Genomic DNA, 24,441 nt, shown 5'->3' on the forward strand with positions numbered 1-24,441 from the left:
TGGCGATTTATTTTCGGAAAGATTGTCCATCACACACTATATACCTTTGTGATTGAAGATACTTTCCAACCTACGAGGGGGAGAAAAATGAAGTCTACTGGAATTGTACGTAAAGTCGATGAGCTTGGCCGTGTGGTAATCCCAATTGAACTCCGTCGCACACTTGATATCCATGAGAAGGATGCAATGGAGATCTATGTGGACAACGATAGAATTGTCCTGAAAAAGTATAAACCAAACATGACTTGCCACCTAACCGGGGAAGTATCAGATGATAATCTTTCATTAGCGAATGGCAAACTAGTTCTTAGCCCTGAAGGCGCACAAGAACTTGTAAACGAAATACAATCACGCTTCAATAAATAATCGTTTCTTTATAGAAGCAATTAAAAGTTATAAAAAGGGCTGACGCTTGCATATGCACGTCAGTCCTTTTTTTCCAGCGCTTTACGCTTTTCTTTTAATCAATGTGGTATGCTTGGTAAACGTCGCGCTTAGGCATCTGTCTTTCTGTGGCTACCTTCTTGATCGCGTCTTTACTCGGTAAACTCTCTTCTTCTATATAATACGTGACATGTTCACGAACAGGAAGATGGCTCCACCATAAGGTGCTGCTTTCTTCTACGTCACCACTACTTCCTTCTACAACTATACAGCATTCTCCCTTTAACTGTGTTTCTGTTACATATGTCAGCAATTCCTCAATTGTACCACGACTGTATTCCTCAAAACGCTTCGTCAGTTCTCTTGCAATAACAGCCTGCCTTTGACCCAATTGGTCATTCATTGCTTTTAAAGTTTCCTTCAAACGATGGGGAGATTCGTAGAACAGCAAGGTGTCCCCCAATCCTTTTAATCGCTCTAATTCCGTTTCTTTGTCCTTCTTTTTCCTTGGTAGAAATCCGTAAAAATGAAAAGAAGTGGCGGAAAGGCCCGAGCCTACTAACGCACAAAGTGCTGCATTAGCACCAGGCAGAACGACTACCGGTAAATCATGGGCAATGGCAGCTTGTACGATTTCATACCCCGGGTCAGAAATGGCTGGCATTCCGGCATCACTCACTACAGCTATAGACTCACCATCAAGCATTCGTGAAAGAAGCTGTTCCTCGCGCCCTAGCTTATTATGCTCATGGTAGCTAATTAAAGGTGTGCTGATTTCAAAATGGTTCAGTAGTTTTTTCGTATTCCTAGTGTCTTCAGCAGCAATTACGGCAACTTCCTTCAATGTTCTAAGTGCACGAAATGTGATATCCTCCAGGTTACCTATCGGAGTCGGTACTACATAAAGGGTGCCCCCTCCCGCTTCTTCATAACTCTTTTGTATTTTCAACTTGCACCCCTTCTTTCAGCATGTCCCGTATTAAAGAGAATTTCTCCTTACGGGATAATTGTTTTATTTGATACTCTTTTTGCATTGCCAATTCCTTTGTAGAAAAGTGCTCCCTATAGACTACTTCAAATGGGCCTCTACCACGAGTATATTTAGCCCCTTTACCTTCTGTATGCATTTGAAGTCGTTTTTTTAGGTTATTTGTATACCCTGTATATAATGAATTATCTTTACATTTTAATATATATACTGTGTGCTTTTCCTCAGCCATAAATGATCTCCGCTGCTTCTTTGGTATATACACCGTCATCATTATAGACATATAGCGGTGGTAAAAATTTTAATCCTGGTTTCCCGTCACGCGTTCCTTCTACAAGCAGCATATTGGCTTCCTTGTGGTTTTTTGGGTAGACAAGCTGCACACGTTTTGGCTCCAACTTGTACTTGCGGAATAATTCAATGATATCGACAAGCCTGTCGGGTCGGTGTACCATTGCTACTTTCCCACCAGGACGAACATATAACTTACAAGCTTTTACCACATCTTCAAGTGTACAATAAACCTCATGCCTGGCAATGGTGAGGTACTCATTATGATTGTGTTCATTCTTAGATGGGGTTTTAAAGTAAGGGGGATTACATGTGACCACATCAAAGCTGCTTTGTTGCAAAGTTGGCCCAATATCCTTTAAATCTGCATGAAGTACGTCCACATTTTCTTCCAAGGCGTTAAGTTCTATATTACGTTCTGCCATGTGGAAAATACGTTCCTGAATTTCTACTCCCGTTATTTTTGCCTGCGACCTTCTCGATAAAAGAAGGGGAATTACACCATTGCCTGTACACAAGTCTAGAATTGATCCTCGTTTAATCGGAACATATGCAAAATGTGCTAGTAATACGGCATCGAGAGAGAAGGAGAATGCTGTTGGGCTCTGAATGATCTTCATACTCTCATCTGCTAGTAAATAATCTATTCGTTCATCATCGTATAAAGCTACCATTGTCTTACCCTTTCTATGTAAAAAATCGTTATTATATATATTAACCAGCCGCTTCAGCAAAATAAGTGTATCTCCTGTTGTAAGAAAGGCTGCCCCATTGTTGGGACAGCCGCTCTTTAATTGCTATTTTTTCTTGTTTAAAAAGTCGAGGCAAAAGATACAGTCTTCATTTTGCCTCGGGCTACCAAATTCGAGGTTACATATGTGAAATCCTTCTTCATACAGCCTCGCCAGGTTATCATATCCCTCTCCAGGAAAACTTTTGGGAGGCTTGTCCTCGCTTGATTCCGTGTTATTTTGCTTATCAGTTTGTTCTAGATGGTTGCGCAAATTGTGATTCTCCGCAGCAAGCCTGTGATTTTCTTCAAGCAAATCACGTAAGCGTCCTTTTAGATCACCAAGCTGCTCATATAATTCTCCAATCTGCTGTTCCATATCCGATACTTGATCAAAAATCTCTCTCTTTTTCACGCCTAACTCACCCCATTATTCTGTGGCTTGCGCTAATATACCTTCATCAATTAGTTCATCTAAAGTATATTCAATAACACGTTCTTTTTCTGGAATTTCGATTTGGATTAGTCTCTCCAGAATGTTGAGGCCAACTACTTTCCCTGTACCATGCGGTGTCTTTATAGATTGCCCAATATCAGGAAGTTCACGCTTGGCCGTTTCATAATCATCGTTTTCATATTTCAAACAGCACATAAGCCTTCCACAGAGCCCAGATATCTTTGCAGGATTAAGAGATAGGTTCTGGTCCTTCGCCATTTTTATGGAAACTGGTTCAAAGTCACCTAAAAAGGTAGAGCAGCAGAGCATTCTACCACATGGCCCAATCCCTCCAAGCATTTTCGCCTCATCTCGCACGCCAATTTGCCTAAGTTCAATGCGTGTTTTAAACATTGCTGCTAAATCTTTAACAAGGTTACGGAAATCAACCCTGCCATCTGCTGTAAAATAAAAGATAATTTTATTTCTATCGAATGTATATTCTACTTCTACTAGATTCATATCAAGCTTATGTTGGATGATTTTTTCTGTACAAGTTTGAAAAGCTTTTTCAGCATGCTCCTGGTTTTCCACCACGCTCAATTTATCTTTCTCATTCGCTACACGTATTACTTGTTTCAGGGGAAGTACAACATCTTCCTCATCCACTTGTTTCTTAGCAATTACTACCTTGCCGAATTCTATGCCTCTGACTGTTTCCACAATCACGTAGCTGTCTAGGAGAATTGTATGTTCTCCAGGGTCAAAATAATATATTTTACCCGCCTTTTTAAAGCGGACTCCAATTACATCTATCACATAATCACCTCTGAATCTGAAGTGTAAGTTGTTCCATCACTAATGTGGGATTAACATTTTGCTTCAATTTTCTTTTTGCCTGCATAATCGCATTTAAGTGTCCTAATAATTCCTCTTGAGAAAAGGAAAGAGCTACCTTTTCAAGCATTTGCTCCTGATTAGAAAAGAACACCATTTCGGTCTCGTTTCCAATATGGTAATAGAGTACATCCTTAAATGCTATAAGCAGTAAATCCAGTCCTTCTTCCTGCTCGTTTCGTTCTTTAAAATGTCCCACCCAATGGTTATGAATAAATAAATAAACATCCTGCGGGTTATCGGCAAACATTTCTATTAATTGTACCACTATCTTTCTAGCAGTGGCAAACCACTCATCATTACTTCGAGCGATCGCTTCATCCAAGTTATTCGTAAGGGCACCCATTAATCTGGCCGTACTCTCACTTACCTCATTCTCCATTAATTTCTGTTGAAATTGAATGACATTCAATGGCTGTAAATCAATAATCTGGCACCTAGAGCGGATGGTTGGTAAAATAGCCTGACTATTCTCTGTAAGCATGATGGCCGTTGTTTGTTTACTAGGCTCCTCTAAAAACTTCAAAATACGGTTGGCTGCGTTAACGGTCAGTGTCTCTGCACCCTTTATGACATATACTTTACGGGTTGATTCCATACCAGAATAGCTAAATTCCTTTTGCAGATTACGGATCTGCTCTATTTTAATGGATTGCCCTTCTGGTTCGATCCAATGAACATCAGGATGGTTCCCAGAGGCAATTCTCCTACATGCATTACATTGATTACAGGGTTCTACACCTGCCAGATTTTCACAAAATAAGTTTTTTGCGATTAATTCTGCAATTGCTTCTTTCCCCGTTCCACGTGCCCCATGAAGCAAATACGCATGAGAAATACGGTCTTTTTTTATGCTGTTGGTAATAATTCTACTAGCCAGTGGCTGTATTTCAGCAATGTCAGACCAGTTCACCATTGTATTCACTCCCAATCTACGGCATACCTTTTACTTACGTATATATGTTAATCAATAGTCCTTTAATTTCTCCAATTAAGCCAAGGATATCTACTGTCTTTTTTTCTCGGTTCATTATTTCTTCTGTTAGCTCTACTAGTTTCTCGTCTACCTGCTTCACAATTGCCAGCTTACGATTTTGTCCATCGAGGCTGAAGCTGTGAGTATGTTCAAGGTCAAGACCACTCGACACAGTCTCTTGTAAAAAGCTTTTCACCATTCGCTTAAATTTAGCAAGATCTCGAAAGGACCTAAACCGTGCGAGCTTATTTCCCTGTAGTGTAATATGCTTCATTAATTGCTGTAGTTCCTGCTGTTTCAAACTTTGGGTTTGGGACCGAAGGCTTTGTTGAAACGTATTAGACTCTACTACATTAGTCCGGGTATAATTCGGCTCTGTCTGTGTCCGTATTTCCTGGCCAATTTTCATAAGATCAGTCCCTTAAACGAATTTCCTTGAAGTATAGGTTGCGACCAGCATCAACATCCTCATCTGCTGGCCGCCTTTTTTATTCATTGTGTTAAAATATTTCTTTATCTAGCTGAGTCAGTGTTCGCTACCATTAGATTAAAATTGATAAAATGACTCAATCGGCAGAATAAATACTGTTGCGCCACCAACTTCAACCTTAACAGGTTTCGGAATATACGAATCTGCATTTCCTCCCATTGGGGAAATGGGTGCGACCATTTGCTCACGATGGGAGCAATTGTCTTTAATAATTTGCAATGCTTCGTCGATATACTCATCCTGACAACCGATCATAAGTGTCGTGTTGCCTTCTTTTAGAAATCCTCCTGTTGTAGCAAGCTTGGTTGTTTTAAAATTCTCTTCACCCAAAGCATCTACTAGACGGTTGGAATCTTTGTCCTGAACTACCGCGATAAGCAATTTCATTATACGTACCCCCTTTACGCTTTATTTTTTAGTAATGTACCAATACGTTCCATTGCCTCAACTTCAACAATTTCCATAGGCTGGTCTGCATTGATTGCCTGGATACGACGTGGAAATCTTTTCACTAGAATATGATAGGCTTCATAAACTTGTTCATGAAATTTTAGATTTTCCAAATCCAGACGATTTCGTTCTCTATCTTTATTCGCCGCAATCCTTGCCAATCCCTTGTTTGGCTCAATATCAAAAAATAAAGTAAGATCAGGCATACAATCACCAATGGCAAATTGATTAATCGAGAAAACTTCGTCGATACCGAGTCCTCTAGCATGTCCCTGATAAGCTAGGCTACTGTCAATGAAACGATCACATAGTACTACTTTTCCCTCTTTGAGGGCAGGTAATACTTTTTCAATTAGATGTTGGCGTCTGGAAGCTGCATACAATAAAGCTTCTGTCCGCTCTTCCATCTCTGTATTGACAGGGTCGAGTATTACCTTTCTAATCTGTTCGGCAATCTCGATGCCCCCAGGCTCCCTAGTTGCCAATACGTCATACCCCTGGTCACGTAAATGCTTGCTTATACGATGAAGAAGGGATGTTTTGCCAGCTCCCTCTCCGCCTTCAAATGTTATAAAGATTCCGTCCACGTCATTCTGCTCCTTCTGCGGACCCTCTAAAGACTGCAATTCTTTTAGGATCCCTTTGCTGCAATCGAACTCCATTACGTTGGAGTTGGGTTATATGTTCAAGCTGTTTCTCTTTAATACGTTCTCCCTTAAGTATAAGCGGTATTCCCGGCGGGTATGGGATAACAGCCTCTGCCGCTATTCGTCCCACTGCCTCGGTGATAGGCACATGCCTTGTTTCCAACTGATCCATTTTTGTATAAGGAATCGCCAGCTCTGTTATGGATTCAAGCCCCGTTAAAAACGGTACTATATCTATTGTATCATGCCTTTGCCTATTTTTTAATTGCTCATTCACTGTTTTTATAGCTTTTTTCAATGTTTCTAAACGACGAAAAGGGGCTAGTCCGTGGATAAATAAAATCTGTTTTTCTGTTTGAAGTTCTGGAAAAATATGCTGTTCCTCAAATAATCCTGCTACTTCCTTGGCAGAATGTTTCACGTGTAACGTTATTTTTAATGGGTCTTCTGCAGGTATGATGCTCCAGTTTTCCGAATCCTCAAATAGATTCTTCACTTCTTTCACGCTTTTCATCACAGCTTCCATCTTATCGGCAGACATTGTGGCAAGAAAAGCTCTCGCGATATCTAATGAAGCCATCAACGGATAGGATGGACTACTTGATTGCAAGAGTTGCAGATAATGCGAGATTCTCTCCCTCGATACCATGGAGGAGTTGTGGTGAAGAAAAGATGCCATCGTCATTGCGGGTGCCATCTTGTGGGCCGATTGGACAACAACATCTGCTCCTAGACTAATAGCAGAAGCAGGAAAAGGTTCACCTAGGGAAAAATGCACACCATGTGCCTCATCAACTAATACAGGAATATCATAATAGTGTGCTAGATCAATCATTTCTTTTAATGGAAATGTCCCTCCGAAATAATCCGGGTATGTCAGCACCACCGCCTTCGCATCTGGATGTCTATTCAAAGCTTCTTGTAATGTATCTTGCTCGGGGTTGGTGAAGCGACCGACACTTTCCTCATATGCTGGAGAAATAAAAATCGGATTAGCTCCCCTTAACTCTAAACCATTCATTATCGATTTATGGCTGTTTCGCTGAACAATAACTTTATCCCCACGTGAACAAGTAGCCATGATCATGGCTAAATTTCCTGCTGTACTCCCACCGACAAGGAAATAAGTATGTGCTGACTGAAAATAACTTGCTGCAAGACGTTCAGCATCCGCAATTGGTCCCTCTGGGGCATGCAGATCATCCAATCCTGTTAGCTCTGTCATATCCATTTTTAAAACAGCATTATAATAGCCGCTTGCCTTTTCAGGAAAAACAGCTCCATTTTTGTGCCCAGGTACATGAAAGGAGACTGGATTATGTTGTGTAAATTGCTGCAATACTTGAAATAAAGGGGTTGATTGCTGATCCATGGTGGAGAACTCCTTCTTTAATGTTTTATAGATTCATAATCGTTCGGATTTGTTTGTGCTATTTTACTATAAAAAAAGCCTTTGCAATAAGCAAAGACTCAAATATCTATGAATATAATTTTGGTTTCGTTGCATTCTTTAATTTTCTAACATAATAATTATATTTTTCTTCACGTGGCTCTGTGTGAATCATATTGTGCTCACATTCTGTACAAATGAACGTCGTGTACAAATGGATGCCTCTAACCTTATCTTCTTCACAGATACCACATCGCTGGATATAAGTCGTTTGTTCCATCTCCCCACCTCCGTTAGAAACTAGTATCTCCCAATCTAACGAATAATATACAAACAATCTTTGAAAAAAATGGGAAGCTATTAATCTATTTTCCTTAAAAATTGCTTGGACAGGAATACGATGTACAGAATGTGAATAAAGATCCCCAAAATCCCTATTATAAGAAGCATACCAAAACTAATGTCACCCACTAAAAACAGATTTGCTGTCCAGTATGTCGGCAGGATGCTTCCAACCAACTGCCATGGCAGTGGTACAAAATAAATGATAAAGGGTACAAATACCACCAATCCAACACCTTTAGATAAAGCTAATCCCTCAATCTTATTTGCAGCAAGGGCAACGAGACACAGGCATATAATAGGAGCCTCCATTGCTAACATTACAATTACCAGCAATGTATCCAATGCGGCTAGAGACTCTGGACTAGCCCACTCCACAAATACAATTCCATAGAAGATGGTTAGCACCCCAGGGAATAGCAAACGATAAATAAGGTATCCTATTTTGCTTAAAGGGGTTACGGCAAAATAGTCTATCATCTTGTCATCGCGTTCATCAAGCATGATAAAGCCGGTCATAACGCCTAATAATAAAGGAATTAATAGAATGAAGAAGCTTGCCAAAAGGACATTATACGATTCTATCGCGAAATGCGCTGTGACAAAAGGTACAATAAATCGAACTAAGAGGATTAGCAAGATAGGGCCAACCATGGATATGAATAACATTGGATCCCTATATATTTGCCTCATGTCGCCTCTAATTAAATGGAAGACAGCTTTCATAATGTCTTCCCCTCACTTGCTTTGAATATAATCATTTTATAAAAGGAACGTCTAGCCCACCAAAAAGCAACGAGACTCCAAAATAGTAAAATACCTATAGCATATATCATTTCCAGCATATTTATGGGACTAAACGCTGTGCTAATTAAAAGAAGAGCGCCTTTTGTTGGAAGCAGCATAAATAAACTATAATCTATTCCAACCAACTCTAACAAGGGAAGACAGAAAATCAAACTGTAGCTAGAAGACAAGAGAAAGAAGCCGTTTAGTGTATGACTTCGGACAGCTACCCCCAAACCAAAAATGGTGAAAAACATGGAGGTCAAAAAAACTCCTATTAGAAATAGGATCATACCAAAGGAAAAGCCAAATACACTAATATGGATAGCATAGCTTGAGATAATTGACAACACGGTTAGTGAAAGAGCTTTTGAAAGAATATACTCCTCTACTTTGTATGGTGTAATGAAAAGGTTGTCTAATATATTCTGGTTTCGCTCTAATAGGACAAGCCCACCAATAAAGAAAAAGCCTAAAACCCCAGGGTCAGAAAATGTAATGAAAACCCCAACCATTTCTCTATACTGTTCCGGGATCTGATAAAGAGCAATGATATAAAACAGACTAACAAGGATATAAACAGCATATAATCCATGCCGAATTTGAATTTTAATATCATAGAAAAAAGCAGTATGGAATCTCAATTCAATCCTCTCCCTGTAACATTAATAAATATATCCTCAAGTGTTGCCTCCTGTGTATGTATTGTCTCTATTTTGTTAGATCGTAGGAGAGTTAAAAAGTCAGGGTTTGTACCAATTCCCTGTAAGTCAAATTCATTTATTTTTAACCCGTGATCCTTTTCTCGAGATTCCACCTGAACCTTTTTTTCATTATGGCGCACTTTCAAATTTCTAGGGGTATCAATTAGTTGGATCCTCCCATCTACAATAAATGCAACTCTGTCACAAATCTCATCAGCTGTATTCATATTATGTGTTGTAATTAGAATCGTTTTTCCTTCTTCTTTTAAACGTACTATTTTATTTTTAACTTTCTTAGCATTAAGGGGATCCAACCCCGATGTTGGTTCGTCCAGGAAGAGAATATCCGGTTTATTTAATAGTGCTCTACATAAGTTTAACCTCATTTTCATGCCTTTAGAATAAGCAGACACTTTCATCCGAGCAGACTCATTTAAACCCATTTCCATTAGTAACTCCTCTGGCGCCACAGTTTCTCCTGTATACAGGCTACGAAATAAAGATAGGTTTTCCATTGCCGTAAGTCTTTGATAAAAATTAGGAAATTCAAAAGCAACCCCAATTCTTTCATAATAAGAACGTTTCACCTGGCTAACCTCTTGGTCAAAAATACGAACTCTACCCTGATAGTTTTTAAGCATACCAATTAGGATTTTCTGTGCCGTACTTTTTCCAGCACCTGAGGGTCCGAGGAAACCAAAAATCTCTCCCTCATTTATCGTGAAATCCATCCCTTTTATGGTGGGTTCTTTACGCCCAGGATAAGTAAAGTGTAACTTCTCCACGTCTATCATTAATCCACCTTCTTCATTAAACCAGTTGAAACAAATGTGATAAGTAAATCCATCGCTTCTGCAAACCGCTTTTCACCAATCTGCTTTTTCTGGAGAAATAACAAGAAAACCATGCGTAGCAATTGGGTAATGACCTCTGGTTCTTTGTCTATTATGGCGCCTTCCGATTGCAATTTCCCAATTAATGGTGTGAAAAAATCCACATCACTACTAGCGAGTTTCGCTACTTTTTCCTCTGGTAATTTCCTAAATAGTGATTCCATGATTCCCTCGTCAAACAACTGTCGAATAAATTCATTAGACTCCATTGTAGAAAAAGCCTCCATAAGGAAGGATTTAAAGCTTTCCCTCGTAAAGGTATCTGACTGAAAAAATGGTAGAACAAGCTGTTCTCTAATCTTTCCTTCCTCCTGCTCTAAAATCTCCAAGTAGAGCACTTCTTTGCTTTCATAAAAGTTGTAGAAGGATCCTTGTGCGATCCCGACTGCTTTCGTGATATCCGAAATACTCGTTTTCTTCAATCCCCTTTTCACAAACAAGTCCCTCCCCTTTGTTAGAAGATCTTGTTGTATCCATTCTTTCTCCTTCTGCCCAAACTTTGGCATCGTGGCACCCCTCTTTTTTGAATATATGAATTAAATTATTTTATATTCATATAATAATCAATGCGACAAGATTGGTCAAGCTTTTAAGGCAAAATAAAAACTGTCTTGAGAGAATGACTCCATGCCTCAAGACAGTTTTATGTGCTATTTTTCTATTGTTAACGCATTTTATGGTAGGACAAATAAGTGAATGGCAGCTAAAGACGCCATTCCAAACAACCCTAAAAACCCGGATACAATAACCGTGAATGCATTGATTGGGATGTGCAGCCCAATTGCTCCCCCAAACACATTGAAAAAAAATAAAAATAAAATCCCAATTCCTAATTTAATCGTCCCTTGTGCCAAGAACCGCATTGGCTTAATGGGGGCTCCTACCAATAACAAAACAATGATAAGTGCAACCATTATGGATATGACTATTGTAGAACTCATCCTAATCCCCTCCTTGTCCCCTTTCTAGTACATATGAATAAAGGAAGGAAAAAAGAACATTAGAAATCATTACACTCACTCTTCTTATAGCGAATGTGTATGTTTTTCTTTTACTTTGGACTTCAACATTTCGACTGCATCAATTGTTACCCAAAATAAAAAGACAAGGCGCCCATGACGGTGTCCTTGTCTTTTATCGAACGAAATTGTAAAAAAGTTTTGCTCCCAGAGATTCTCTGTGGTTAACGGTAGCTCATGGCACTTACTTTACGATGCCTTGCCTCACGAAGTAAAAATAAATAATTCGCTTGCGCAAGCGCCTCTATATTTACTGCGTGTGCCGGTCGATCAATGCTTTGTTCAAGCAAAGAAGAGATCTGCTTCCATTCGCTTTCCAATCTAAATATTGAATTTAATAATTGCTCATCCATATCGCTTTTTTTAATTTTTTTGGCCATGTGTCCCACCTAATCTCTACAAATCTCTTCTACCTTCCAACGCCTTCGATAATGTTACTTCATCTGCATATTCAAGATCGCCACCAACTGGTAGACCGTGTGCGATACGAGTCGTACGTACTCCTGACGGCTTCACCAGACGAGAGATATACATTGCTGTTGCCTCTCCCTCAATATTTGGGTTTGTAGCAAGTATCAATTCTTTTACCTCTTCATCTTTGAGGCGATTAATTAAATCCGGTACGTTAATATCCTCTGGACCAATCCCGTCCATTGGAGAAATGGCACCATGAAGTACATGGTATTTGCCGTGGAACTCTTTCATCTTTTCCATTGCTATAACATCTTTCGGATCCTGAACCACACAGATGATTGACGCGTCCCGTGAAGTATCTTGGCAGATAGAGCATGGGTCTTGGTCCGTAATATGCCCACATACAGAACAGTGTGTTAATTCACGCTTCGCATTTACAAGTGCCTTGGCAAAATCCATGACGTCGTCTTCATTCATATTCAAAACAAAAAATGCCAGTCGGACAGCAGTTTTTGGTCCAATCCCCGGCAATTTTGTAAAACTGTCAATAAGTTTAGAAATTGGTTCTGGATAGTACATCGTTTTCCTCCTAGAAGCGACACACAAGTAAGAGTTGGACAAACATTGTTTTATCCAACCCTCTTGTTATGTGGCCAGCATGCTGCCTCCCCGCTTCACAGGTGGCAGTGCTGATGTGAAACTAGAACATCCCTGGCATATTCAGCCCTTTGGTAAATTGTCCCATCGTGTCATTCGTTTTATCTTCAATCTGCTTAATTACATCATTGGTAGCTGCAAGAATAAGGTCTTGTAGCATATCAATATCGTCTGGATCTACAACTTCTTCTTTAATTTGTACATCCGTAATCTCTTTTTTACCATTTGCAGTGACAGTAACCATTCCCCCACCTGCAGACGCTTCAAACGTCATCTCATGGAGCTCATCCTGTGCTTGCATCATTTTTTTCTGCATTTTTTGCATTTGTTTCATCATTCCGCCCATATTTCCCATACCTTTCATGGAAAACGCCTCCTTTAAATTAAACTTAGCTTTATCTTACCAAACTTTACTGTAGCTAATCATGTATTTCAATCAGATCATCTCCAACGAGCTTTCGTGCTTCTTCCACTAGTGGATCAACCTGTTGTTCCTCAGATTCATTGTTTTTTTCTTGGTTATTTATATAATCTGTTCGAATTTCGGACCAATTTACTTCCGGTATTGGAATAATAGTCAGCTGTTTGTTCAGCACACTCGTCAGTATTGACTCTACTGTTTCCCTGTTATCAAGAAATAGTGAGCAGTGGATCTCATACTTAAATGCCACTACAATCGCCTGCTCTGAAGCTGCTACAGGCTTACTATCCTGGATTGTAGCATGCGCAGGCGCATTCGATGATTTGAGCCTTGATAGAAAATTGGCCCATTGACTGTGCACGTTTTTTAGGGCTGTCTTTTCCGCCTGTTTTAGTACCTCACGAATACGCTCATTAGGAACCTTGTAGCTGTTTTTCGTAGCCCTTGTCTGTGGTCTGCGCGGCTCTCTTGGAGCGGCAGATTGCCCAGCAGCCGGTGGGTTTTGTTTTAATGCAGCTACTTCCTTTTCCAGTGCAGACAGTTTACTAGTCAGTTTCATAACAGCTTCAGAATCATCGTTTTTTTCTGTTACCTGTGCTGCTTCAGTTTGCTGTTGTCCGTTCGTAAGAGACAGAATGGCTATTTCAATAAATACCTTGGGACTGTTCGTCCACTTCATTTCCTGCTGACATTGGTTTAATTCCATGATACATTGCTGGATCCATTGAACGGAGACAGCTTTTGCCAAAGAAGTGAAGCTTTCATCTGTTCTCGCTCTCTCCAATAACCCTTCAAGAGACGGCGCACTTTTGAATAACAAGAGGTCACGCAAGAAGTAGATCATGTCATAGACAAATCGGCCCGGGTCTTTTCCACGACTAATCAATTCATCCAGCTGCTTTAATGCATGTTGGACGTTTTTTTCGTGCATGGATTGTACCATATCCGTTAAAATCTGTTGCGAAACACCGCCAGTAACTGCGAGGACATCCTCCAGTTCTACCTTTTCTTCACTATAGGATATTGCCTGATCCAGTATACTTAGCGCATCACGCATTCCGCCTTCTGCAGCAAGTGCCACTGTTTCCATTGCTTCTTGAGAAACAGAAATACCTTCTGCATCGATAATCGACTGCATACGTTCCACAATCGCTGCATTGGAAATTGGCTTAAAATCGAACCGTTGGCATCTTGAGAGAATCGTTAATGGAATTTTATGTGGCTCAGTTGTCGCAAGAATAAAGACAACATGCTTCGGTGGTTCCTCTAACGTCTTCAATAAGGCATTAAAGGCATTCGTAGAGATCATATGCACTTCATCGATAATATATACTTTATAGGGAACAGAGCTAGAAGCGTACTTCACCTTATCCCGTATGTCACGAATATCCTCCACACTTGTGTTGGAGGCAGCGTCAATTTCAATTACATCCGAAATCGACCCATCCTGAATTCCGCGGCATGCCGCACATTCATTACAAGGTTCCTTTGCGGGTGCCTGTTCACAGTTTATCGTTTTGGCGAAAATTTTTGCAGCACTCGTTTTCCCCGTCCCTCGTGGACCGGAGAATACATAAGCATGCGAAAACTTCTCCTGGACAATCGCATTTTGCAATGTACGTGTAATATGTGTTTGTCCGACTACGTCCTGAAATTTTCTAGGACGCCAAACGCGATATAATGCCTGATAGCTCATAATACAAAATCCCCTCTATGATCTCTTTCTAATTATACTCTATTTACAGGGTGAATGTGAACCATAGCGTGTGAACAATTTATTTAAATCAAAGGCACAGAGCACCGTTTAGAAATGTAACAACTGGAGTGAATCAACTGAGATAAAAAAATCATGGTGAGCTTCGCGAACCAATGATGCCTTATCGAAAGGCGATTCGCGAAGTTGTCTAGTTTCTGGTGCTCGGAGCTAGACGATCAAAGGCGTAGAGGAGCTTGATTAGAAATATTGGCTGATTTACTTCCTATCCTAAAAGTGAGTTCTATTTTGCCTCAATGCTTTTTTCCTTTATAATAAGTTAAAAAACGAGCATAAGGAGAGTAACAATGAGTCTATTAAATGATATCTTAGCCCATAATGAAGAATTTGTAGAAAAAAAGGAATATGAAGCGTACCAGAAAGGCAAGGTTCCCAATAAGCGTCTCCTAATCCTATCTTGTATGGATACTAGGCTAGTCGAGCTCTTACCAAAGGCGATGAATGTTGGAAATGGTGACGTGAAAATATTAAAAACAGCAGGTGCCCTTGTCTCACATCCCTTTGGCAGTATAATGAGGAGTATTCTAGTTGGTGTTTACGAGCTTGGTATTGACGAAATATGTGTGGTCGGACATCATGACTGCGGTATGTCCGGCGTTGAAGTAGATAAAACGCTACAGAAAATGAAAGAGCGTGGTGTGACAGAAGAGAAACTGAATACGCTTGAGTTTTCCGGTATTGACTTCGAACAATTTCTACAAGGGTTCGATAACGTAGAAGACAGTGTAAAGCATAGTGTCTCTACTGTAGATAACCACCCCCTATTGCCAGATGATGTTCCAGTACACGGACTTGTGATCAACCCCGATACAGGAAAACTGGATCTTGTTGTTGACGGATATGCGACTAAGTAAGGAAAACAGGCTGTGGGCTCCCGAATTATGGGAGTCCAGCTGTCTACCGTGATGTTATTTGTCTTATGAAATGCACTTTGGAAGAGGATTTCAGTCTAAATGACGTTCATTCGCCTTATGACGTGCAGTTTGAGATAGAACTCCAGGCAAAATGATGTTCATTCGTCTTATGACGTGCAGTTTGAGATAGAATTCCAGGCAAAATGATGTTCATTAGTCTTATGATGTTCAAACAGACCAGACGAACGTCCTTCATTCACACTATCAAAAGCAAAACAGAAAAAAACCTTCAGCCCGCAATGGACTGAAGGTTTCTTTTATGTATGCCGTGCACCCACCGTCGATTTGACGACCCTATGCGTTACCTAATTTCATGGCTCGGCCCAGGCGTCCCCGCGGCACACGGAGATAACCACTTACTGCTGCTTCCTTCCGGACCTGACAGGATTCATGGGTCTCTGTTGCGCAGGACCTGGACGTCAACACCACTCCGTTAGGGCAGACCATAAAGTCGCCAAACCTTGGGTGGGAATTCGGCCTCGCTATAGCGGATTGCGAGTACAGGGCACCGCTACCTCCCCGCTTAGCACGACATCGTCTATTATAACGACTTTTTTCATAGAATGCAATGCTTGTCCCTTTCAAAAATATGGGAACAAGAGCTAGAGGCTTATTTAATCAGTCTACAATTCATCCCCGGTTTTCTTTTTTCTTCTCAAATCCCGGAAAAAATCGCGTAACAGGGCACCACATTCTTCTTCCAAAATACCACCTGTCACCTCGACTTGATGGTTAAATCTTTCTTCATCTAATAAATTCATAAGGGTTCCAGCACATCCAGCCTTCGGGTCAGGCGCGCCATAGACAACCCTTTTGATCCGCGACTGAACAACTGCCCCCGCACACATAGGACATGGCTCTAAGGTAACATAGAGTGTACAGTCTTCTAAACGCCAGCTTCCTATTTTTTTATTCGCTTCTTCAATTGCAAATAGTTCTGCGTGCGATAAAGTTGTTTGGGAAGCCTCCCGCTCGTTATAACCAGTAGCAATAACCTCATCTCGAAAGACAATTACAGCACCGATCGGAACTTCTTTTTTATAACTAGCTTCTTTCGCCTGTTCAATTGCTTGTCTCATAAATTTATCATCTGTCTTCATACATGTCACCTTCTTAAGTTTGAAATATATTAAATAGGAAATAAATAAAATATGACGTTAAAAAGGAGTTGCTAGCATGAAAACGCCACTTGATAATACAGCTGTGTTGTTTGTAGATATTATAAATCATTTTGATTTTGACGGTGGAGATGACTTACTCGCCCACACCACAGAAATCTTACCGAACATGAAAAAGCTACGTCAATATGCGAAAGACAATGACTTACCTATTATTTATATTAATGATCATTATGGCTTATGGCAGGCTGATTTTAAAAAAGTAACAGACTTTTGTAAGAATGAGAAAAGCCAAGAAGTGATTGATGCGATTGGTCCAGACGACGATGACTATTTTCTAATTAAACCACAGCACTCTGCTTTTTTCCAGACTCCCCTACAATCCCTATTAACCGAGCTAGAAAAAACACACTTAATTATTTCTGGTATTGCGGGAGATATTTGTATTTTATTTACAGCTAAGGATGCGTATATGTATAAATTTGATTTACAAATTCCTAAAAACTGTATGGCATCTGAGAACAATCAAACTAACGACTATGCCCTACACCTAATGAAAACAGTAATGGAAGCCGATATTGAAGCATTCTAATGACATAAATTGAACCTCTCCTTCATAATTTGTCAGTAGGGACATCTATGAAGGAGGGGTTTTTTTGCAAATTCACGTGGTCGAACAGGGACAGACCTTATTTGAAATAGCCAATACATATAGCACTTCTACTACTGCTCTTACGGAAGCAAATGAATTAGAGACACCTAATGAACTAGTAGTAGGGCAGGCACTGGTTATTCCTATCATTGGGCGATTTTATTTTGTTCAGCAAGGTGACACCCTTTATTCCATTGCACAACAGTTCAATATGTCGCCAGAGGAGCTTGCTCAGATCAATCAATTTCCAATCGGCAATATTCTGCCTGTAGGGTTCCGGCTTTATATACCCCAGCAGCCTCGCCGTTCTATTCAATCGGCTGCATATATCGAGCCCCGGGGAGACGCTGTTTCACAGACATTAAAAAATGCTGCAACCAAAAACTCGCCATACCTAACATACCTTTCTATCTTCAGTTATAACGTAAATCGGGACGGTTCACTAACGCCCCCGCCACTGAACGGATTAACCGAAATTGCTCAAGAAAATAATACCGCCCTTATGCTTGTATTAACCAACCTAGAAGAGGGATCTTTTAGCGCAGAGCTTGGTCATATCATCCTGACAGTGCAGGCAGTGCAAAATACACTATTGGATAACATTATTAACGTGGCAGAAGAGGTTGGCTATACGGATATTCATTTTGATTTTGAATTTCTTCAAGCCGATGACAGGGAAGCATATAATGAGTTTTTACGGAAAGCGAAAGATCGTTTTTCTCAGGCAGGATTAATGATGTCCACGGCACTTGCTCCAAAAACGAGCGGAACTCAGACAGGTCAATGGTATGAGGCACATGACTATGCTACCCATGGTGAAATTGCTGACTTTGTAGTGCTCATGACTTACGAATGGGGCTATAGCTATGGACCACCTTTGGCTGTTTCGCCGATAAATGAAGTAAGGCGTGTTGTGGAGTATGCTTTAACCGAGATGCCTGCAGAGAAAATTATGCTTGGTCAGAATTTGTATGGATATGACTGGACCCTTCCTTATGAAGAAGGAGGAGAGGCAGCCCGCGCGGTAAGCCCCCAACAAGCTATAAACATTGCGCGTGAGAACAATGCTGAAATACAATTTGACCCAGGCGCACAGGCCCCATTTTTCATTTATACAGACAGTGAAGGAAATCAGCATGAGGTATGGTTTGAGGATGCGCGATCCATACAAGCAAAGTTTAACTTAATTAAAGAACTTAACTTGCGGGGAATTGCGTATTGGAAACTAGGTCTAGCATTCCCGCAAAATTGGCTATTGCTAAACGATCAATTTGAAGTAGAGAAGCTAGTTTAGTAAAAATTTATATCGATGAACTAGTATCAAAATTAAAAAGCCGAATGGAAATTCGAGACTTCTTAAGATAGAATCGAATCCATTCGACTTTTTTACATTTTACATATACTTAAAGTTTATAAGGCTCTCTTCTTTACTGCCCTTATTTTAAAAGATTTAGAGACTCACGGTTAAATGCCGGAATATCATCAGGTTGACGGCTTGTTACCAGTTGATTCTGGCATACTGCCACTTCTTCATCAACTACTGTTGCACCAGCATATTCCATATCAACTTGAATGGATTTAAAGCCTGTCGCTTTACGTCCCTCTAAAGTCTTCGCAGTAATTAATAGCTGTGGACCATGACAGATTGCAAATACTGGTTTCTTTTCATCCATAAAATGCTTCGCAAATTTCACAAAGCGGTCATCAGCACGTAATTGGTCAGGTGAAAAACCACCTGGAATGAATAACGCATCGAAATCGCTTGGATTAACGTCATCAATACCATAATCTACAGTTAACCTTTCTTCGTTATTCTTTCCTGTTACTTTTGCGCCTTTTTCTTTTTCAATTGTAACTACTTCATGACCAGCATCTTTAAATGCTTTGGCCGGATCAGTATATTCCACATCTTCAAACATGTTTGTAAGCACTGTTGCTATTTTTTTACCCATGAATTATCCGCTCCTTTTAGTAGTATTACATAAATATGTGTTCCCACTATGGCGAAAATAAAACATCCCTCTACCATTATTCACGCTGAAAAGGCCACGAAGCGAAAAATGCTCCGTGGCTTGTTGTACATTTTCCAAACTAATTACTCTTCCAAAGTCGATGTATCGCCTGTAGGAAGGCCGAGTTCCCAGGACTTAAGCAGCCTACGCATAATTTTACCACTGCGTGTTTTAGGAATGGCGTCCTTTACTTCGATTTCCCTCGGTGCAGCATGGGCACTTAACCCATTTTTTACAAACTGACGAATATCCTCAAGCAATTCTTCAGACTCTTCATATCCAGCGTTTAGTGTAATAAACGCTTTAATGATTTCACCGCGTTCCGGGTGTGGTTTGCCTATGACGCCTGCCTCGGCAATCGCCTTGTGTTCTATGAGTTTGCTCTCTACTTCGAATGGCCCCACTCGTTCCCCAGATGTATTAATAACATCATCCAAGCGACCCTGGAACCAGAAATAACCGTCCTCATCTTTATAGGCGCTATCACCGGAAACATACCACCCGTTAATAAAGTAGCTCTCATACTTGCTTTGATTATTCCAAACCGCCCGCATCATAGATGGCCACCCTTGCTTTATGGCAAGGTTCCCCATTTGCTTCGCTGGAAGCTCGTTCCCTTCATTGTCGACAATCGAAGCTTCAATCCCGGGAACGGGTTTTCCCATAGATCCTGGACGGATTTCTTCTGCTGGTATATTCGCAATCAGGATGGCACCCGTTTCCGTCATCCACCACGTATCATGAATTCGCAGGTCAAATGCCTTTAATCCCCATGTTACAACCTCTGGATTTAACGGCTCTCCCACACTCAAAATATGACGCAGCGATGATAAAGCAAATTTTTGGACCACATTTTCCCCAGCACTTACGAGCATACGAAGCGCTGTTGGTGCTGTATACCAAACGCTTACTTCATGTTTTTCAATCGTGCCATACCAATCCTCCGGAGAAAATCTACCACCTCTAATTACATTAGTGACCCCATGCAGCCATGGGGCAAAGATGCCATAGCTTGTTCCCGTAACCCAGCCTGGGTCAGCCGTACACCAGTAAATATCATCCTGCTTCAAATCAAGCACCCATTCAGCTGTTGCATAATGCTGAATCATAGCATTATGAACATGATAGACACCTTTTGGTTTGCCAGTTGATCCTGAGGTGTAATGCAATAGCATACCATCCTCTAGATCCACCCACTCAATTGAAAACTCGTCAGAAGCCTGCTCCATTTCTGCTTCGTAGTCCACATATACAGATGAGCTTTCTTCTCCTTTTCCAACTAACACAATTTTCTCGAGGCTTGGTAAATCCTGTTGAGGAACACGTTCTAGCAAGTCAGGTGTTGTAATTAATACCTTTGCCTCACTATCCTGTAATCTATCCCTGACGGCTTGTTCCATAAACGCTTCAAATAAAGGTCCTGCTATCGCCCCTACTTTTAAAATACCGAAGAATGCAGCATAGAATTCAGGACTGCGTGGCATAAAGAGAAAGACCCTATCCCCTTTATTGACATCATGCTTCTTTAGGACATTCGCAAACCTGTTACTGTAATTACGTAAATCTTCAAACGTGTGCTTCTCCTCCCTGCCCGGAGCAGAATATAAAAGGGCGGTCTTATTCTTCTTCTGAGGATCTTCCGCATGACGGTCAATCGCTTCATAAGCAGCGTTTACTTTTCCTGTTTCATTCCATGAAAAGCTACCTTTTACTTTTTCCCAGGAAAAGCTCTCCTTCACCTGTTTATAATCCTTTAAATTATGATCCCCTTCTCTTGACGGTACTTTCTGCATATCCATCCAATCACCTCAGCATTCTGTTTTTGTAAACGATTGCATTTTACGATCCAAATTATTGAAAGATTTAGGTAACTAACCCTATTTTAGAACATTTGGGCGTAATTTTAAAGCGATTAGACACAAGAATCTGTTAAATAGTGCATTAGAAGGATAGCATTAAGAGGTGCTTGCTTAGAAAAAGCAAAAGCACCTACCGCTTTAAAAATGTCCTTCCTAAGAAAGTCATTTTCTTTCACGATAGATGCTTATGTCAGGTAATTTTGGCCTTTTCTTCTTTTCTACGTTCATTCTCTGAAATGATATATGCACAGGCTGCGTCCCCTGTAACATTAAGCGAAGTCCGTAGCATGTCGAGCAAACGATCAACTCCAATAATGAGGGCAATTCCTTCCACAGGGAGATTGACTTGGTTTAGTACCATCGCTAGCATGACAAGCCCGACCCCCGGAACACCAGCAGTACCAATGCTTGCCAGTGTCGCTGTTAAGATGATCATGACAATATCATTCAAACCAAGTGATGTGGCATAAACCTGTGCAATAAACACGGTAGCGACTGCCTGCATAATGGCGGTGCCATCCATGTTTATCGTTGCACCTAATGGCTGTACAAAACTACTGACAGACTTTCTAACACCTAGGCTTTCCTGCGCAGTCTTCATGGCAACAGGTAGTGTTGCACTAGAGCTTGATGTACTAAAACCTAGTGACATCGCAGGGAAAAATTCTTTATAAAACTTTATCGGACTTCCCTTACCAATTCCCCAAATAGCGAGACTATAGGTAATAGCGCCATGTAGTAGGAGTGCTAAAATAACTGCAACCATATACATCGCCATTGGTCCTAGAGCATCCAAACCTGCATCACCAATTGCAGAGGCAATCAACGCAAAGGCGCCATATGGAGCCAGTTTCATAATTGCGTTTACCAGAAAGATTAATAGATCGTTAGCCTGTTCGAACAATCGATATATGCCAGCCGTTTTTTCACCTAACACTGCTAACGCAACACCTATGAATATAGCAAAAGCAATGATTTGCAGCATATTTCCCGAGGTCATGGCTTCAATTGGGTTTTGAGGAATAATATTTACGAGTGTCTCCATAATTGGTGGTGCTTCCTGAGACTCGTACTCTACATTACTTGTATCAAATGTTCCTGCTTTTCCTGGTTCCAGGATATAGGCTACTCCTAGCCCAATAATAAGCGCAATTGCTGTTGTAACCATATAGAAAAGAATCGTTTGTATACCAATTTTTCCTAATTTAGCCGGATCACCAAGTCCAGCTGTGCCTAGTACAATGGAAACAAATACAATTGGAACAACAATCATCATAATTAAGTTTAAAAATATTTGACCAACCGGACCTAATAAATAAGTATCTAGTGGACTGTATAAAGATGATGGTGCAAAGCTTAGGCCAACCCCTGTAATGACACCAAGAATTAGGGCAATAATAATTTTCTTTGTTAGACTCATAGCCTTAATCTCCTTCTATGTTTATTCTTTGTTGTGTTATGGAATGTGTAATTCTGTGTGTGAGGATAATAGAAATGAAAAAAGATTGGCATGCTAAAGCAAGAATGAACCTATCGTACAAAGTATAGACTACCAGTATATGTTATTTTACCATATTCTTTAACTTCAGGATATGGTAATAAAATCCCATATTTTTTATTATGTGTTAGAATTATTAGATAATAAAGGGAGGGATAGTAATGAGTGACGATAAGGAAACTCCCGAAAGAAGAAGAGAAAAAATGAGACAGGAAGAGTTAAAAAGACCTTCTAGTAGTAATCATGGGAGTGTACTTTCTGATTTAGTAGGTGCACTAAGCTGGAAGGGGACTTTACTCCTAATTATCCTAATGATAATTGTCTTTTTTGTCGTATCGATATTTGTTATTTAAGTAAAGCCCTCGCGAAGGATGGCTTTACTTATTTTTCTTCAAACAGAATTAATTATTATTCTCAAACTCTATACCCAAGTATGAAAGTCCGTCCTTTACTGTAGCCATTGTTGGGATATTAGACAAATTGAGATTAAAATTAGTTGCTACCATAGCTAATTCAGGTCGTAGCCCTGTGATAATGGTTTGCACGCCAAGCAGGGATAGTACCTTGTTGATTTTAAAAAGCTGATTCGCTACAACATTATCAAGATTATAAATACCAGAGAAATCAATAATTAAAGTGCTTATATTTTGATCTTGAACCTTTGCTGGTACAATGTCTACAAGCTGTCTTGCTCTTTGATCATCAAAATTCCCTACTAATGGGAGAATAGCTAATTCGTTAAGTAGAGGAACAAGTGTTGCAGATAATTCATTTACTTGTGCAACCATTTCTAATTGCTTCTGCTCAGCCTGTTTTCGTTCTGTAATGTCTCTTACATATGTCTGAATAGCCTTTTTACCCTCGACAACTATTGGATGACAATATAGTTCAACATCGACTGTCGTTCCGTTATTTCTGAAGATGATCTCCTCAATAACCTCAGCCGGACCACCATAGGCAGATTTTATTCTTTTCTCAATCCCAGCCTTTGAAGACTCTTTGAAAATATCTAAAGGATTAGAGCCTATCACTTCATTTTTCTCTGCGCCGAAAAAATCTTCAGCTGCACGATTTATGTAAATTATTTTATAATCAGTATGGATGATGATGGGGTCTAGAGAGTATTCCATCACTTCAAGATAATCAATTTTTGATATTTTGTTACTCACATTATTCACTCCCATACAACAAAGATTTACTTTAGCCAGTAATTTAGCCATTATATCAGAGTGTATATACGAATGAAATGAATAAACCATTATAGGATTTCCTATATGCCGGTGATTGTTTTCCTTCAAACAAATAATTTCCTTTACGACTATCTTTAAACAAAAGAAAAAACGCCTCCTCTAGAATTAATGTCAATACAGACAATAAAACGAAAAAAGACGCTTACGGTTTATGTTTATTTTGAGATGGAAACCATGTCCCCCTCGTTAAGCTAACGAGAAAGACAAATGGCTTCTGAACGTTGATAAATCAACATTCCCCTTACTAGTAATGCCCCCGGCAGGATTCGAACCTGCGACACACGGTTTAGGAAACCGATGCTCTATCCCCTGAGCTACGAGGGCCCGGTGGACTCGGGTCATGCCGACGTTGCACCAGGACGGGCATTCTAGTCGGCGTCCCCTTTAAAACGGGCGCTAAGTTTTCACACGGTACAAATCATTATACAAAATGGAGACCCATTTGAAAA

29 protein-coding genes, 1 tRNA gene, 1 other RNA gene and 1 pseudogene are annotated in these 24,441 nt (G+C 40.2%); 5 read left to right on the forward strand and 27 right to left on the reverse strand.

Annotated features, from left to right (window positions below):
- The first annotated feature begins 87 nt into the window (after positions 1-87).
- Positions 88-366 (forward strand): AbrB/MazE/SpoVT family DNA-binding domain-containing protein, encoded by a 279-nt coding sequence (locus tag BN985_RS02090; protein ID WP_042220800.1) that lies wholly within the window; start codon positions 88-90, stop codon positions 364-366.
- A gap of 94 nt (positions 367-460) precedes the next feature.
- Here BN985_RS02090 and rsmI read toward each other — a convergent pair whose 3' ends face one another.
- The 20 genes and pseudogenes from rsmI to dnaX form a co-directional block, all read right to left on the reverse strand.
- On the reverse strand, positions 461-1,333 hold the full coding sequence (gene rsmI / locus BN985_RS02095) for a 16S rRNA (cytidine(1402)-2'-O)-methyltransferase (RefSeq protein ID WP_042220802.1): 873 nt from the start codon (positions 1,331-1,333) through the stop codon (positions 461-463).
- A complete protein-coding gene (locus BN985_RS02100; RefSeq protein ID WP_042220803.1) occupies positions 1,311-1,604 on the reverse strand; it encodes a GIY-YIG nuclease family protein in 294 nt (97 codons plus the stop codon). The genes rsmI and BN985_RS02100 overlap by 23 nt, the downstream gene beginning before the upstream one ends.
- Positions 1,597-2,337, reverse strand: coding sequence for a tRNA1(Val) (adenine(37)-N6)-methyltransferase (locus BN985_RS02105; protein ID WP_042222840.1), 741 nt, complete (start codon positions 2,335-2,337; stop codon positions 1,597-1,599). Before BN985_RS02105 ends, BN985_RS02100 begins: the two co-directional genes overlap by 8 nt.
- Before the next feature lie 123 nt (positions 2,338-2,460).
- Complete coding sequence (gene yabA / locus BN985_RS02110; protein WP_084157432.1) at positions 2,461-2,808, reverse strand: DNA replication initiation control protein YabA; 348 nt, start codon at positions 2,806-2,808, stop codon at positions 2,461-2,463.
- 15 nt (positions 2,809-2,823) lie between these two features.
- Complete coding sequence (locus BN985_RS02115; protein ID WP_042220804.1) at positions 2,824-3,648, reverse strand: PSP1 domain-containing protein; 825 nt, start codon at positions 3,646-3,648, stop codon at positions 2,824-2,826.
- A 4-nt stretch (positions 3,649-3,652) separates the two neighbouring features.
- On the reverse strand, positions 3,653-4,642 hold the full coding sequence (gene holB, locus BN985_RS02120) for a DNA polymerase III subunit delta' (RefSeq protein ID WP_042220805.1): 990 nt from the start codon (positions 4,640-4,642) through the stop codon (positions 3,653-3,655).
- A gap of 34 nt (positions 4,643-4,676) precedes the next feature.
- Entirely contained in the window at positions 4,677-5,111 is a 435-nt protein-coding gene (locus BN985_RS02125; RefSeq protein WP_042220807.1) for a YaaR family protein, read from the reverse strand.
- Between the two features lie 138 nt (positions 5,112-5,249).
- The gene (locus tag BN985_RS02130; protein WP_036578175.1) at positions 5,250-5,579 is read right to left on the reverse strand and encodes a cyclic-di-AMP receptor; all 330 of its coding nucleotides are present in this window, start codon (positions 5,577-5,579) and stop codon (positions 5,250-5,252) included.
- Positions 5,515-6,229: pseudogene (tmk, locus tag BN985_RS02135) on the reverse strand (dTMP kinase). The gene BN985_RS02130 and the pseudogene tmk overlap by 65 nt, the downstream one beginning before the upstream one ends.
- 1 nt (position 6,230) lies before the next feature.
- On the reverse strand, positions 6,231-7,661 hold the full coding sequence (locus tag BN985_RS02140) for an aminotransferase class I/II-fold pyridoxal phosphate-dependent enzyme (RefSeq protein ID WP_042220810.1): 1,431 nt from the start codon (positions 7,659-7,661) through the stop codon (positions 6,231-6,233).
- Positions 7,662-7,767: 106 nt separating this feature from the next.
- Complete coding sequence (locus BN985_RS02145; protein WP_042220812.1) at positions 7,768-7,959, reverse strand: sigma factor G inhibitor Gin; 192 nt, start codon at positions 7,957-7,959, stop codon at positions 7,768-7,770.
- Between the two features lie 80 nt (positions 7,960-8,039).
- On the reverse strand, positions 8,040-8,747 hold the full coding sequence (locus BN985_RS02150) for a hypothetical protein (RefSeq protein WP_042220813.1): 708 nt from the start codon (positions 8,745-8,747) through the stop codon (positions 8,040-8,042).
- Complete coding sequence (locus BN985_RS02155; protein ID WP_042220814.1) at positions 8,744-9,451, reverse strand: fluoroquinolone export ABC transporter permease subunit; 708 nt, start codon at positions 9,449-9,451, stop codon at positions 8,744-8,746. The genes BN985_RS02150 and BN985_RS02155 overlap by 4 nt, the downstream gene beginning before the upstream one ends.
- Entirely contained in the window at positions 9,448-10,305 is an 858-nt protein-coding gene (locus tag BN985_RS02160; RefSeq protein ID WP_042220816.1) for an ABC transporter ATP-binding protein, read from the reverse strand. Before BN985_RS02160 ends, BN985_RS02155 begins: the two co-directional genes overlap by 4 nt.
- Positions 10,305-10,910, reverse strand: a complete 606-nt coding sequence (locus BN985_RS02165; RefSeq protein WP_042220817.1) for a TetR/AcrR family transcriptional regulator — start codon at positions 10,908-10,910, stop codon at positions 10,305-10,307. The genes BN985_RS02160 and BN985_RS02165 overlap by 1 nt, the downstream gene beginning before the upstream one ends.
- Positions 10,911-11,078: 168 nt before the next feature.
- Positions 11,079-11,345, reverse strand: coding sequence for a pro-sigmaK processing inhibitor BofA family protein (locus BN985_RS02170; RefSeq protein WP_042220818.1), 267 nt, complete (start codon positions 11,343-11,345; stop codon positions 11,079-11,081).
- A 242-nt stretch (positions 11,346-11,587) separates the two neighbouring features.
- The gene (locus BN985_RS02175) at positions 11,588-11,803 is read right to left on the reverse strand and encodes a YaaL family protein (protein WP_042220819.1); all 216 of its coding nucleotides are present in this window, start codon (positions 11,801-11,803) and stop codon (positions 11,588-11,590) included.
- Positions 11,804-11,819: 16 nt separating this feature from the next.
- Positions 11,820-12,416, reverse strand: a complete 597-nt coding sequence (recR, locus tag BN985_RS02180) for a recombination mediator RecR (RefSeq protein WP_042220821.1) — start codon at positions 12,414-12,416, stop codon at positions 11,820-11,822.
- Positions 12,417-12,537: 121 nt separating this feature from the next.
- Entirely contained in the window at positions 12,538-12,858 is a 321-nt protein-coding gene (locus tag BN985_RS02185; protein ID WP_036578159.1) for a YbaB/EbfC family nucleoid-associated protein, read from the reverse strand.
- 55 nt (positions 12,859-12,913) lie between these two features.
- Complete coding sequence (gene dnaX, locus BN985_RS02190) at positions 12,914-14,611, reverse strand: DNA polymerase III subunit gamma/tau (protein WP_042220823.1); 1,698 nt, start codon at positions 14,609-14,611, stop codon at positions 12,914-12,916.
- 365 nt (positions 14,612-14,976) lie between these two features.
- On the opposite strand from dnaX, the gene BN985_RS02195 reads away from it, so the two are divergent.
- A complete protein-coding gene (locus BN985_RS02195; protein WP_042220824.1) occupies positions 14,977-15,543 on the forward strand; it encodes a beta-class carbonic anhydrase in 567 nt (188 codons plus the stop codon).
- Between the two features lie 326 nt (positions 15,544-15,869).
- Here the strand turns inward: BN985_RS02195 and ffs are convergent.
- An RNA gene (gene ffs, locus BN985_RS02200) (signal recognition particle sRNA large type) lies at positions 15,870-16,135 on the reverse strand.
- A 91-nt stretch (positions 16,136-16,226) separates the two neighbouring features.
- The gene (gene tadA / locus BN985_RS02205) at positions 16,227-16,703 is read right to left on the reverse strand and encodes a tRNA adenosine(34) deaminase TadA (protein WP_042220825.1); all 477 of its coding nucleotides are present in this window, start codon (positions 16,701-16,703) and stop codon (positions 16,227-16,229) included.
- A gap of 76 nt (positions 16,704-16,779) precedes the next feature.
- Between tadA and BN985_RS02210 the strand changes: the two genes are divergently transcribed.
- Both BN985_RS02210 and BN985_RS02215 read left to right on the forward strand, forming a co-directional pair.
- The gene (locus BN985_RS02210) at positions 16,780-17,313 is read left to right on the forward strand and encodes an isochorismatase family cysteine hydrolase (protein ID WP_042220827.1); all 534 of its coding nucleotides are present in this window, start codon (positions 16,780-16,782) and stop codon (positions 17,311-17,313) included.
- A 64-nt stretch (positions 17,314-17,377) separates the two neighbouring features.
- Complete coding sequence (locus tag BN985_RS02215) at positions 17,378-18,667, forward strand: glycosyl hydrolase family 18 protein (protein ID WP_042220828.1); 1,290 nt, start codon at positions 17,378-17,380, stop codon at positions 18,665-18,667.
- 142 nt (positions 18,668-18,809) lie between these two features.
- Here the strand turns inward: BN985_RS02215 and BN985_RS02220 are convergent, their stop codons facing one another.
- The 3 genes from BN985_RS02220 to BN985_RS02230 all read right to left on the reverse strand — a co-directional run bounded on the left by BN985_RS02220 (position 18,810) and on the right by BN985_RS02230 (position 22,664).
- Positions 18,810-19,325 (reverse strand): type 1 glutamine amidotransferase domain-containing protein, encoded by a 516-nt coding sequence (locus tag BN985_RS02220; protein ID WP_042220829.1) that lies wholly within the window; start codon positions 19,323-19,325, stop codon positions 18,810-18,812.
- 143 nt (positions 19,326-19,468) lie between these two features.
- Positions 19,469-21,184: an acetate--CoA ligase gene (gene acsA / locus BN985_RS02225; RefSeq protein WP_042220830.1), complete on the reverse strand. Its 1,716-nt coding sequence runs from the start codon at positions 21,182-21,184 to the stop codon at positions 19,469-19,471.
- 250 nt (positions 21,185-21,434) lie between these two features.
- The gene (locus BN985_RS02230; RefSeq protein WP_042220832.1) at positions 21,435-22,664 is read right to left on the reverse strand and encodes a dicarboxylate/amino acid:cation symporter; all 1,230 of its coding nucleotides are present in this window, start codon (positions 22,662-22,664) and stop codon (positions 21,435-21,437) included.
- A 239-nt stretch (positions 22,665-22,903) separates the two neighbouring features.
- Here BN985_RS02230 and BN985_RS02235 point away from each other — a divergent pair, with 239 nt between their 5' ends.
- Complete coding sequence (locus BN985_RS02235) at positions 22,904-23,095, forward strand: DUF6366 family protein (RefSeq protein WP_042220833.1); 192 nt, start codon at positions 22,904-22,906, stop codon at positions 23,093-23,095.
- Positions 23,096-23,143: 48 nt separating this feature from the next.
- Here the strand turns inward: BN985_RS02235 and BN985_RS02240 are convergent, their stop codons facing one another.
- Entirely contained in the window at positions 23,144-23,911 is a 768-nt protein-coding gene (locus BN985_RS02240; RefSeq protein ID WP_042220834.1) for a PAS domain S-box protein, read from the reverse strand.
- 332 nt (positions 23,912-24,243) lie between these two features.
- A tRNA-Arg gene (locus BN985_RS02245) sits at positions 24,244-24,316 on the reverse strand.
- Positions 24,317-24,441: the final 125 nt, after the last annotated feature.

Origin of the sequence: Oceanobacillus manasiensis (assembly GCF_000724085.1) — a bacterium.
Lineage (GTDB): Bacteria > Bacillota > Bacilli > Bacillales > Amphibacillaceae > Oceanobacillus_B > Oceanobacillus_B manasiensis.

Coding starts and splice junctions, on each gene's coding strand:
- dnaX (WP_042220823.1), bottom strand. CDS start 14,611: ATGAGCTATCAGGCATTATATCGCGTTTGGCGTCCTAGAAAATTTCAG.
- BN985_RS02160 (WP_042220816.1), bottom strand. CDS start 10,305: ATGATAGACGTGGAGAAGTTACACTTTACTTATCCTGGGCGTAAAGAA.
- BN985_RS02210 (WP_042220827.1), top strand. CDS start 16,780: ATGAAAACGCCACTTGATAATACAGCTGTGTTGTTTGTAGATATTATA.
- BN985_RS02100 (WP_042220803.1), bottom strand. CDS start 1,604: ATGGCTGAGGAAAAGCACACAGTATATATATTAAAATGTAAAGATAAT.
- BN985_RS02195 (WP_042220824.1), top strand. CDS start 14,977: ATGAGTCTATTAAATGATATCTTAGCCCATAATGAAGAATTTGTAGAA.
- BN985_RS02125 (WP_042220807.1), bottom strand. CDS start 5,111: ATGAAAATTGGCCAGGAAATACGGACACAGACAGAGCCGAATTATACC.
- holB (WP_042220805.1), bottom strand. CDS start 4,642: ATGGTGAACTGGTCTGACATTGCTGAAATACAGCCACTGGCTAGTAGA.
- BN985_RS02175 (WP_042220819.1), bottom strand. CDS start 11,803: ATGGCCAAAAAAATTAAAAAAAGCGATATGGATGAGCAATTATTAAAT.
- acsA (WP_042220830.1), bottom strand. CDS start 21,184: ATGGATATGCAGAAAGTACCGTCAAGAGAAGGGGATCATAATTTAAAG.
- BN985_RS02230 (WP_042220832.1), bottom strand. CDS start 22,664: ATGAGTCTAACAAAGAAAATTATTATTGCCCTAATTCTTGGTGTCATT.
- BN985_RS02170 (WP_042220818.1), bottom strand. CDS start 11,345: ATGAGTTCTACAATAGTCATATCCATAATGGTTGCACTTATCATTGTT.
- BN985_RS02150 (WP_042220813.1), bottom strand. CDS start 8,747: ATGAAAGCTGTCTTCCATTTAATTAGAGGCGACATGAGGCAAATATAT.
- BN985_RS02185 (WP_036578159.1), bottom strand. CDS start 12,858: ATGAAAGGTATGGGAAATATGGGCGGAATGATGAAACAAATGCAAAAA.
- BN985_RS02140 (WP_042220810.1), bottom strand. CDS start 7,661: ATGGATCAGCAATCAACCCCTTTATTTCAAGTATTGCAGCAATTTACA.
- BN985_RS02235 (WP_042220833.1), top strand. CDS start 22,904: ATGAGTGACGATAAGGAAACTCCCGAAAGAAGAAGAGAAAAAATGAGA.
- tadA (WP_042220825.1), bottom strand. CDS start 16,703: ATGAAGACAGATGATAAATTTATGAGACAAGCAATTGAACAGGCGAAA.
- BN985_RS02220 (WP_042220829.1), bottom strand. CDS start 19,325: ATGGGTAAAAAAATAGCAACAGTGCTTACAAACATGTTTGAAGATGTG.
- BN985_RS02145 (WP_042220812.1), bottom strand. CDS start 7,959: ATGGAACAAACGACTTATATCCAGCGATGTGGTATCTGTGAAGAAGAT.
- BN985_RS02090 (WP_042220800.1), top strand. CDS start 88: ATGAAGTCTACTGGAATTGTACGTAAAGTCGATGAGCTTGGCCGTGTG.
- BN985_RS02130 (WP_036578175.1), bottom strand. CDS start 5,579: ATGAAATTGCTTATCGCGGTAGTTCAGGACAAAGATTCCAACCGTCTA.
- BN985_RS02165 (WP_042220817.1), bottom strand. CDS start 10,910: ATGCCAAAGTTTGGGCAGAAGGAGAAAGAATGGATACAACAAGATCTT.
- BN985_RS02105 (WP_042222840.1), bottom strand. CDS start 2,337: ATGGTAGCTTTATACGATGATGAACGAATAGATTATTTACTAGCAGAT.
- recR (WP_042220821.1), bottom strand. CDS start 12,416: ATGTACTATCCAGAACCAATTTCTAAACTTATTGACAGTTTTACAAAA.